Below are 9,552 nucleotides of genomic sequence, written 5' to 3'. Positions count from 1 at the left end.
TGCACACCTTCCAGGCAGCGGTTGTCCGCTCAGAGGCCGAATTCCGCATCTATCAGGGAGAGCACCTCATCCACCGATGCGGCTTGCAGTTCGAGGTCCGCCTCGACAGTGGCAGCCGCACCCGGGGCCGGGACACCCCTGACCGCCACCCCTGCACCCCTGAACTCGCGCCACTTGGCCAGCAGGGTCTCCAGCCTGACGGTGACCCGGCGGCCGTCCTCGTCGTCCAGCCCGGCGTCCGTGAGCGCCGCCTCCAGCGCGTCCAGCCCGGCGAACACGTCCGGTTCCCCGGCGGTGTCCTCCACCGGGGCCAGCCGGCCCGCCAGCAGGGCGGCCAGCGCCACCGGGTCCGGGTGGTCGAAGAGCAGCGTGGCGGGCAGCGGGAGGCCGGTGGCGCCGCCCAGGCGGTTGCGCAGCTCGACCGCCGTCAGCGAGTCGAACCCCAGCTCCAGGAACCCCTTCCGGGGCTCCACCGCCTCCGGCCCGCGGTGCCCGAGCACCTCCGCGGTGAGCCGGCGGACCAGCTCCAGCAGGACGCGTTCGCGCTCCGCCCCGGAGACGCCGGCCAGCCTGGCCGCCAGCGCGTTCCCGTCCTCGGCCGCGGCGGCCGGGCCGTCCCGCTCCGGGGCCAGTGCCCGGACGGCCGGGAGCTCGGCGAGCAGCCGGCTGGGCCTGGCCGCGACGAACCCCGGCGCGAACCGGGACCAGTCCACGTCCACCACGGCGACCGCGGTGTCGCCCTGGGCCAGCGCGGCGTCCAGGGCGGCCAGCCCCGACTCCGGCGCCAGCGGGGTCACCCCGGTGCGCCGGGCGCGCTCCAGCACCTCGCCCCCGGCGGCCATGCCGCCCTCGTCCCACGGCCCCCAGGCCACCGCGGTGGCGGGCAGGCCGAGGGCCGCGCGCCGCTCGGCCAGGGCGTCCAGGTAGGCGTTGGCGGCGGCGTAGTTGGCCTGCCCGGGGGCGCCGAGCGTGCCGCTGAAGGAGGAGAACAGCACGAAGGCCGCCGGCTCCAGGTCCAGGGTCAGCTCGTGCAGGTGGCGGGCCGAGGCGGCCTTGGCCCGCAGGACGGTCGCCAGCCGCTCCGGGGTCAGCGCGTCGATCACGCCGTCGTCGAGCACCCCGGCGGCGTGCACCACCGCGGTGAGCGGGTGCTCGGCCGGGATGTCCGCGAGGAGCGCGGCGAGCCGGTCGCGGTCGGCGGCGTCGCAGGCCGTGACGGTCACGGTGGCGCCGAGGGCGCGGAGTTCGGCGGTCAGGTCGGCCGCGCCCGGGGCGCCGGGCCCGCTGCGGCTGGTGAGCAGCAGGTGGCGGACGCCCTGCTCGGCGACCAGGTGGCGGGCCAGCCGGGCGCCGAGCGCGCCGGTGCCGCCGGTGATCAGCACCGTGCCCTCCGGGTCCCACCCGGGCGCGTCGCCGCGCCGGGCCGACGGCGCGGGCAGCAGCCGCCGCCCGTACAGGCCGTCGGGCCGCACCGCGACCTGGTCCTCGCCGGACGCGCCCGTCAGCAGCGCGGCCAGCCGGTCCCCGGCCGGGCCGTCGAACTCCTCCGGCAGGTCCACCAGGCCGCCCCAGCGGTCGGGGTGCTCCAGCGCGGCGGCCCGTCCCAGGCCCCACAGCGCGGCCTGCGCCGGGCTCGCGACCTGCCCGCCGACCGTCACGCCGGCCCGGGTCGCGCACCAGAGCGGGGCATCCGGGGCGAGGTCGCCGAGGGCCTGGAGCAGCGCCACGGCGCCGGAGGTGACGGTGTGCTCGTCGGCGCCGTCCGCGAGGGCCAGCAGCGAGAGCACCCCGGTCGGGGCCGTGCCGTCCAGGGCCTGCCGGAGCGGGCCCGCCAGGGTGCTCCGGTCGAGGCCGTCCGGGCCGACGGTCACCCGCAGCAGGTCCGCGCCGTGCCGTTCCAGTGCCGCCAGGGCGCCCTCGACGGCCGCCGGGGCGCCCCCGGCGGGCAGCACGGCCAGCCAGGTGCCCATCGGGCGGTCGGCCCGCGGCAGGACGGCCGCCGGCTCCGGGAGCCGCTGCCAACCCGCCCGGTAGCGCCAGGAGTCGAGCCGGGAGCCGTCCCGCTTGCGGTGGCGCCAGGAGGACAGCGCGGGCAGCACCTCGCCCAGCGAGCGCTGCTCCTCCTCGGCCAGCCGGAGGCTCGCGCCGAGCGCGGCCAGGTCCTGCTGCTCGACGGCCGCCCAGAAGGCGGTGTCCACCGGGTCGGCCGCCGGCGCGGGGCCGTCCAGCCAGAACCGCTCGCGCTGGAAGGCGTAGGTGGGCAGCTCCACACGGCGGGAAGCGGCGGCTCCGGCCGCGGCGAAGAAGGCCGGCCAGTCCACCTCCGCGCCGAGCGTGTGCAGCGCGCCGACCGCCCGGACCAGGGCCGCGGCCTCCGGCCGGTCCCGGCGCAGCGCGGGCAGCAGGGCGAAGCCGCCCTCGGGCGCCGTCCCGGCCAGGCAGTCCTGGCCCATCGCGGTCAGCACGCCGTCCGGGCCCAGCTCCAGGTACCGGCTCACCCCGTCGGCGGCCAGCCGCCGGAACACGTCGTCGAAGCGGACGGCGGCACGGATCTGGCCGACCCAGTACTCCGCCGTGCACAGCTCCTCGGCGGCCACCGGGCGGCCGGTGCCGGAGACCACCGGGATCCGCGGCTCGTGGTACGTCAGCGCCGCCGCGACCTCGCGGAACTCCGCCAGCATCGGGTCCATCAGCGGGGAGTGGAAGGCGTGGCTGACCCGCAGCCGCCGGGTGCGGTGCCCGGCGTCGGCGAGCTGCCCGGCGATCCGCAGGACGGCCTCCTCCGGGCCCGCCAGCACGGTGGCGCGCGGGCCGTTGACGGCGGCCACGGCCACGGCCACCTCGTCGCCGAGCAGCGGCAGCACCTCGGCCTCGGCGGCCGCCACGGCCACCATCGCGCCGCCGACGGGCAGTCGCTCCATCAGCCGGCCTCGGGCGGCGACCAGCGTGGCGGCGTCGGCCAGCGACAGCACCCCGGCCGCGTGCGCTGCGGCCAGCTCGCCGACGGAGTGCCCGGCCAGGAAGTGCGGCCGGACGCCCCAGGATTCGACCAGGCGGTAGAGGGCGACCTCGACGGCGAACAGCGCCGGCTGGGTCCAGCCCGTACGGTCCAGGAGTTCGCCGCCCTCGGCGATCACCTCGCGCAGCGGGCGCTCCAGGTGGCGGTCCAGCTCGGCGCAGACCTCGTCGAACGCCGCCGCGAACACCGGGTACGCCGCGTACAACTCGCTGCCCATGCCCACGCGTTGGGCGCCCTGGCCGGTGAAGAGGAAGGCCGTGCGGCCGGGGGAGGCCGTGCCGCGCACCAGCTCGGGCGCCGCTTCGCCGGCCGCGAGCGCCTCCAGTCCGGCCCGCAGGCCGTCCGGGTCGGCGGCCACCAGGGCCGCGCGGTGGGCGAACTGTGTGCGGGAGACGGCGAGGGAGAGGCCGAGGTCGGCCGAGGCGGCCTCGGTGTCCAGGTGGTCGCGCAGGCGGCGGGCCTGGTCGCGCAGCGCCTGGTCGGTCTTGGCGGAGAGGAGGAAGGGGAGCGCGCCCGGTGCGGGAGCCTCCTCGGCGGGCACCTCATCGGCGGGCTGCTCCTCGGGGGCCTGTTCGAGGATGACGTGGGCGTTGGTGCCGCTGACGCCGAAGGAGGAGACGCCGGCCCGGCGCGGGCGGCCGGTCTCCGGCCACTCCCGCTCCTCGGTCAGCAGCTCCACCGCGCCCGCCGACCAGTCCACCTGCGAGGACGGCGCGTCCACGTGCAGGGTGCGCGGGACGGTGCCCCGGCGCATCGCCTCGACCATCTTGATCACGCCGCCGACCCCGGCCGCGGCCTGGGTGTGGCCGATATTGGACTTCAACGAGCCCAGCAGCAGCGGCCGTTCACGGTCCTGGCCGTAGGTGGCCAGCAGCGCCTGCGCCTCGATCGGGTCGCCCAGCTTCGTGCCCGTGCCGTGCGCCTCCACCACGTCGACCTCGGTGGCGGCCAGCCCGGCCCGGTCGAGGGCCTGGCGGATCACCCGCTCCTGGGAGGGGCCGTTGGGGGCCGTCAGCCCGTTGGAGGCGCCGTCCTGGTTGACGGCGCTGCCGCGCAGCACCGCCAGCACCGGGTGGCCGTTGCGCCGGGCGTCGGAGAGCCGCTCCAGCAGCAGCATGCCGACGCCCTCGCCCCAGCCGGTGCCGTCCGCCGCCTCGGCGAACGCCTTGCAGCGCCCGTCCGGCGCCAGCCCGCGCTGGCGGCTGAACTCGATGAACGAACCCGGCGTCGACATCACCGCGACGCCGCCGGCCAGGGCCAGCGAGCACTCGCCGGAGCGCAGCGCCTGGCCCGCCAGGTGCAGGGCGACCAGCGAGGAGGAGCAGGCCGTGTCCACGGACACCGCCGGGCCCTCCAGGCCGAGGGTGTAGGCGATCCGGCCGGAGGCGACGCTGGCCGAACTGCCGTTGCCCAGGTAGCCCTCCACCTCCTCCGGGACGGTGCTGAAGCGGGCCGCGTAGTCGTGGTACGAGATGCCGGTGAAGACGCCCGTCCGGCTGCCCCGCGCCGACACCGGGTCCACGCCCGCGTGCTCGAAGGCCTCCCAGGAGGTCTCCAGCAGCAGACGCTGCTGCGGGTCCGTCGCCAGCGCCTCGCGCGGGTTGATCCCGAAGAACGCCGCGTCGAACCCGGCCGCGTCGTACAGGAACCCGCCCTCGGAGGCGTAGCAGGTGCCGGGCTGCTCGAGGTCGTCGCTGAACAGCGCGGCGGTGTCCCAGCCGCGGTCCTGGGGGAAGCCGCCGACGGCGTCCCGGCCCTGGGCGACCAGCTGCCACAGTTCCTCGGGCGAGCCGACCCCGCCGGGGTAGCGGCAGCTCATCCCGATGATCGCGATCGGCTCCCCGGCGTCCACCGGGCCGGCGGTGGGGGCGGCCGCCGAGCCGTCCTCGCCGAGCAGTTCGCCGAGCAGCCGGGCGGCCACCGCCTCCGGGGTCGGGTGGTCGAACAGCAGGGTGCTCGGCAGCCGCACCCCGGTCGACCGGGCGAGCCGGTCGCGCAGCTCCACCGCCGTCAGCGAGTCGAAGCCCTGCTCCTGGAACGGGCGGACCACCTCGATCCCGTCGGCCGTGGGGTGGCCCAGGACCTCCGCCGCCAGACCGCTCACCAGCTCCACCAGGGAACGGGAGCGCTCGGCGACCGGCAGGCCCGCGAGGGCGGAGCGCAGCGCCGAGGCGGCGTCGTCGGCGGGCGCGGGCCGCTCCTCGGCGCGCTCCAACTCCCGCACCTCGGCCAGCGCGCCCAGCAGCGGGCTCGGCCGGACGGCGGTGAAACCGGGGTGGAAGCGCGACCAGTCGACCTCGGTCACGGTCACGGCCGTGTCGTCCAGGTCCAGCGCCTGCCGCAGGGCCGCGACCGCGAGGTCCGGCGCCAGCGCGCCGAGGCCCATCCGCCGCAGCGGCCCCTCCTGACCGGCCGACATGCCCTCCCCGGCCCACGGGCCCCAGGCCACCGAGGTGGCCGTCAGGCCGCGCGCCCGGCGCTGCTCGGCCAGCGCGTCCAGGAACGCGTTCGCCGCGCCGTACGCGGCCTGGCCGCCGCCGCCCCAGACCCCGGCGACGGAGGACATCAGCACGAAGGCGTCCAGTTCCTGCCCGTCCAGCAGCTCGTCCAGGTGCGCCGCTCCGGTCACCTTGGCGGCGCCGGACGCGGCCAGCGCGTCCGCGTCGAGCTCGCGCAGCGGCCCCATCGCCCCCGAGCCGGCCGCGTGCACCACGGCGCTCAGCGGGCCGAGCCCGTCCAGCAGCCCGGCCAGCGCCGCGCGGTCCGCGACGTCGCAGGCCGCCACCGTGACCCGGGCGCCCAGCGCGGACAGCTCGGCCTCCAGCGCGGCGGCCCCGGCGGCCGCACCGCCCCGACGGCCGGTCAGCACCACGTGCTCCGCGCCGTTCGCGGCCAGCCAGCGCCCGATCCGGGCCCCCAGCGCGCCGGTACCGCCGGTCACCAGCACGGTGCCGCGCGGCCGCCACTCGCGGCCCGCCGCGCCACCGGCCGCCCGGACCAGGCGGCGCGCGTACAGCCCGTCCGCCCGGACGGCGGCCTGGTCCTCGCCGGACCCGCCCGCCAGCACCGCGGCCAGCCGGTCGGCCGCCTTCCCGTCCACCGCCTCCGGCAGATCGACCAGGCCGCCCCAGCGCACCGGGCACTCCAGCGCCGCCACCCGGCCCAGGCCCCACAGCTGCGCCTGCGCGGGGCTGACCCGGTCGCCCGTCCCGGCCGCCACCGCGCCCCGGGTCGCGCACCACAGCGGCGCGTCCAGCCCGGCCTCGTCCAGGGCGTTCAGCAGCAGCACGGTGTCGGGCAGCGCGGCCGGCACCCCGGGCCGCGCCTCCCGCTCGTCCAGGGCCAGCAGGGAGAGCACGCCGTCCGGCTGCCGCTCCTTGGCGGCGGCCCGCAGCCGGGCGGCCAGCCCGGCACGGTCCTCGCCCTCGGCCGCCGCGACGGTCAGCGCCCGCGCGCCGCGGGCCCGCAGCGCGGACAGCGCGCCGCCGGTGCCCTCCTCCGTCCAGCCGGCCGGCAGGACGGCCAGCCAGTCGCCGGAGAGCCCGGGCGGGGCGGCCGGGTCGGCGAGCCGCTGCCACTCGACGCGGTAGCGCCAGGAGTCCAGCAGCGAACGGTCCTGGCGCTCGCGCCGCCAGGAGGAGAGCGCGGGCAGCAGGTCGCCCAGCGAGCGCTGCTCCTCCTCGGCCAGCCGGAGGCTCGAACCGAGGGCGGCCAGGTCCTGCTGCTCGACGGCGGCCCAGAAGGAGGCGTCCGCCGGGTCGGCGGCGCCCGCGACGGGCGCGGCGTCCAGCCAGAAGCGGCGGCGCTGGAAGGCGTAGGTGGGCAGGTCGACCCGGCGCGCGCCGGAACCGGCGAAGAACGCCGCCCAGTCGGCCCGCACCCCGCGCCCGTGCAGCGCCGCCACGGCGGACACGGCGGTCCGCACCTCGGCCCGGTCGCGCCGCAGCACCGGCACGAAGGCCTCGTCGGCGTCGTCGCCGTGGTCCCGGCCCATGGCGGTGAGCACGGCGTCGGGGCCGAGCTCCAGGAAGGTGGTGACGCCCTTCGCCCGGAGCGTCTCCACGGCGTCGTGGAAGCGGACGGTGTGGCGGGCGTGGCGGATCCAGTAGTCGGGGTCGGTGAGTTGCTCGGTGGTGGCGGGTTCGCCGGTGAGGGTGGAGACGATCGGGATGGCGGGGGCGTGGTAGGTGAGCTCGGTGAGGACGTCGCGGAACTCGTCGAGCATCGGTTCCATGAGCGGGGAGTGGAAGGCGTGGCTGACGCGCAGTTCGCGGGCCTTGTCGAACTGTGCGGCGACGGCCCGGACTTCGGTGGCGTCACCGGCGATGACCAGGGAGCGGGGGCCGTTGACGGCGGCGATCGAGACCCGCTCGGTGAGCAGGGGCAGGACCTCCTCCTCGGTGGCCCGGAGCGCCACCATGGCGCCGCCGGTGGGGAGGTGCTCCATCAGACGGGCACGGGCGGTGATGAGGCGGGCGGCGTCCGGGAGAGACAGCACCCCGGCCACATGGAAGGCCGCGACCTCTCCGATCGAGTGCCCGGCCAGGAAGTGCGGCCGGACGCCCCAGGATTCGACCAGGCGGTAGAGCGCCACCTCGACGGCGAACAGCGCGGGCTGGGTCCAGCCCGTACGGTCCAGGGGTTCGCCGCCCTCGGCGATCACCTCGCGCAGCGGGCGCTCCAGGTGGCGGTCCAGCTCGGCGCAGACCTCGTCGAACGCCGCCGCGAACACGGGGAACGCCGCGTACAACTCGCTGCCCATGCCGGTGCGTTGGGCGCCCTGGCCGGTGAACAGGAACGCGGTCTTGCCGGTCGTCGTCGCGGTGATCCCGTCGCCCTCGGCCACCGCGGCCAGCCCGGCGGTGAGTTCGGCGCGGTCCGCGGCGACCACGGCGGCCCGGTGGGCGAACCGCGCGCGGCCGGTGGCCAGCGAGTAGGCCAGGTCGGTGAGGTCCAGCCCGGGGTCCGCGTCCAGCCGGGCGCGCAGCCGGGCGGCCTGCTCCCGCAGCGCGGGGACGGTCTTCGCCGACAGCAGGTGCGGGGCGAGTGCGGGCGCCGTCCCGGCCGGCGCCTCGGCCTCCGGGTCGGCCGGGGCCTCCGGCGCCTGCTCGACGATGACGTGGGCGTTGGTGCCGCTGACGCCGAAGGAGGAGACCCCGGCCCGGCGCGGGCGGCCGGTCTCCGGCCAGTCCCGGGCCTCGGTGACCAGCTCGACCGACCCGGCCGTCCAGTCCACCTCGGGCGTCGGCTCGTCCACGTGCAGGGTGCGCGGGACGGTGCCCCGGCGCATCGCCTCGACCATCTTGATGATGCCGCCGACCCCGGCGGCGGCCTGGGTGTGGCCGATGTTGGACTTCAACGAGCCCAGCAGCAGCGGCCGTTCGCGGTCCTGGCCGTAGGCGGCGAGCAGCGCCTGGGCCTCGATCGGGTCGCCGAGGGTGGTGCCGGTGCCGTGCGCCTCCACCACGTCCACCTCGCCGGCCGCCAGCCCGGCGCTCTCCAGCGCCTGCCGGATCACCCGCTGCTGGGCGGGACCGTTCGGCGCGGTCAGCCCGCTGCTCGCACCGTCCTGGTTGATGCCCGAGCCGCGGACCAGCGCCAGCACCGGGTGGCCGTTGCGCCGGGCGTCGGAGAGCCGCTCCAGCAGCAGCATGCCGACGCCCTCGCCCCAGGCTGTGCCGTCCGCGGCGGCGGCGAAGGACTTGCAGCGGCCGTCCGGCGCCAGCCCGCGCTGGCGGCTGAACTCCACGAAGCCGGCCGGGGTCGAGAGCACCGTGACGCCGCCGGCCAGGGCCAGCGAGCACTCGCCGGAGCGCAGGGCCTGGCTCGCCAGGTGCAGCGCCACCAGCGAGGAGGAGCAGGCGGTGTCCACGGTGACGGCCGGGCCCTCCAGGCCCAGCGCGTACGCCACCCGGCCGGAGGCCACGCTGCCGGCGCTGCCGTTGCCCAGGTAGCCCTCCACCTCCTCGGGGACGGACTGGAAGCGGGCCGCGTAGTCGGCGGTGGCGATACCGGCGAACACCCCGACCCGGCTGCCGCGCACCGAGGTCGGCGCGATCCCGGCCCGCTCGAAGGCCTCCCAGGAGGTCTCCAGCAGCAGCCGCTGCTGCGGGTCCATGGCCAGCGCCTCACGCGGGCTGATCCCGAAGAACGCCGGGTCGAACTCGTCGGCCCGGTGCAGGAAGCCGCCCTCGCGGACGTAGCTGGTGCCCGGCGTCTCCGGGTCGGGGTCGTACAGCGCCTCGACGTCCCAGCCCCGGTTGACCGGGAAGCCGGAGATCGCGTCCACACCCCCGTCGACCAGCTGCCACAGCTCCTCGGGCGAGGTCACCTCGCCCGGGTAACGGCAGGCCATGCCGACGATCGCGATCGGCTCGCGGCCGGCGTCCACCAGCTGCCGGTTCTCCCGGCGCAGCCGCTGGATCTCCTTGAGGGAATCCCGGAGTGCCGCGACGACTTCCTGGGGTGCTGCGTTCATCACAAATCTCCGTACATCAAGCTCAGGTCGGGGCTAGGGGGGCGGTGATCCGCGC

The 9,552-nt window shown here is 77.4% G+C and carries 1 protein-coding gene; it reads right to left on the bottom strand.

Going from position 1 to position 9,552, the window contains the following annotated elements; genetic code table 11:
• Positions 1-29: 29 nt before the first annotated feature.
• Positions 30-9,497, bottom strand: coding sequence for a type I polyketide synthase (locus ACFRQN_RS15795; protein ID WP_380740871.1), 9,468 nt, complete (start codon positions 9,495-9,497; stop codon positions 30-32).
• Between the last annotated feature and the right edge of the window lie 55 nt (positions 9,498-9,552).

Source organism: Kitasatospora sp. NPDC056800 (genome assembly GCF_042789775.1).
Taxonomy (GTDB): Bacteria; Actinomycetota; Actinomycetes; order Streptomycetales; family Streptomycetaceae; genus Kitasatospora.
This window is presented reverse-complemented; position numbering and strand designations above follow the sequence as displayed.

Bases quoted from the DNA above. Each gene is read 5' to 3' on its own strand.
- ACFRQN_RS15795 (WP_380740871.1), bottom strand. From the start codon at position 9,497: ATGAACGCAGCACCCCAGGAAGTCGTCGCGGCACTCCGGGATTCCCTC.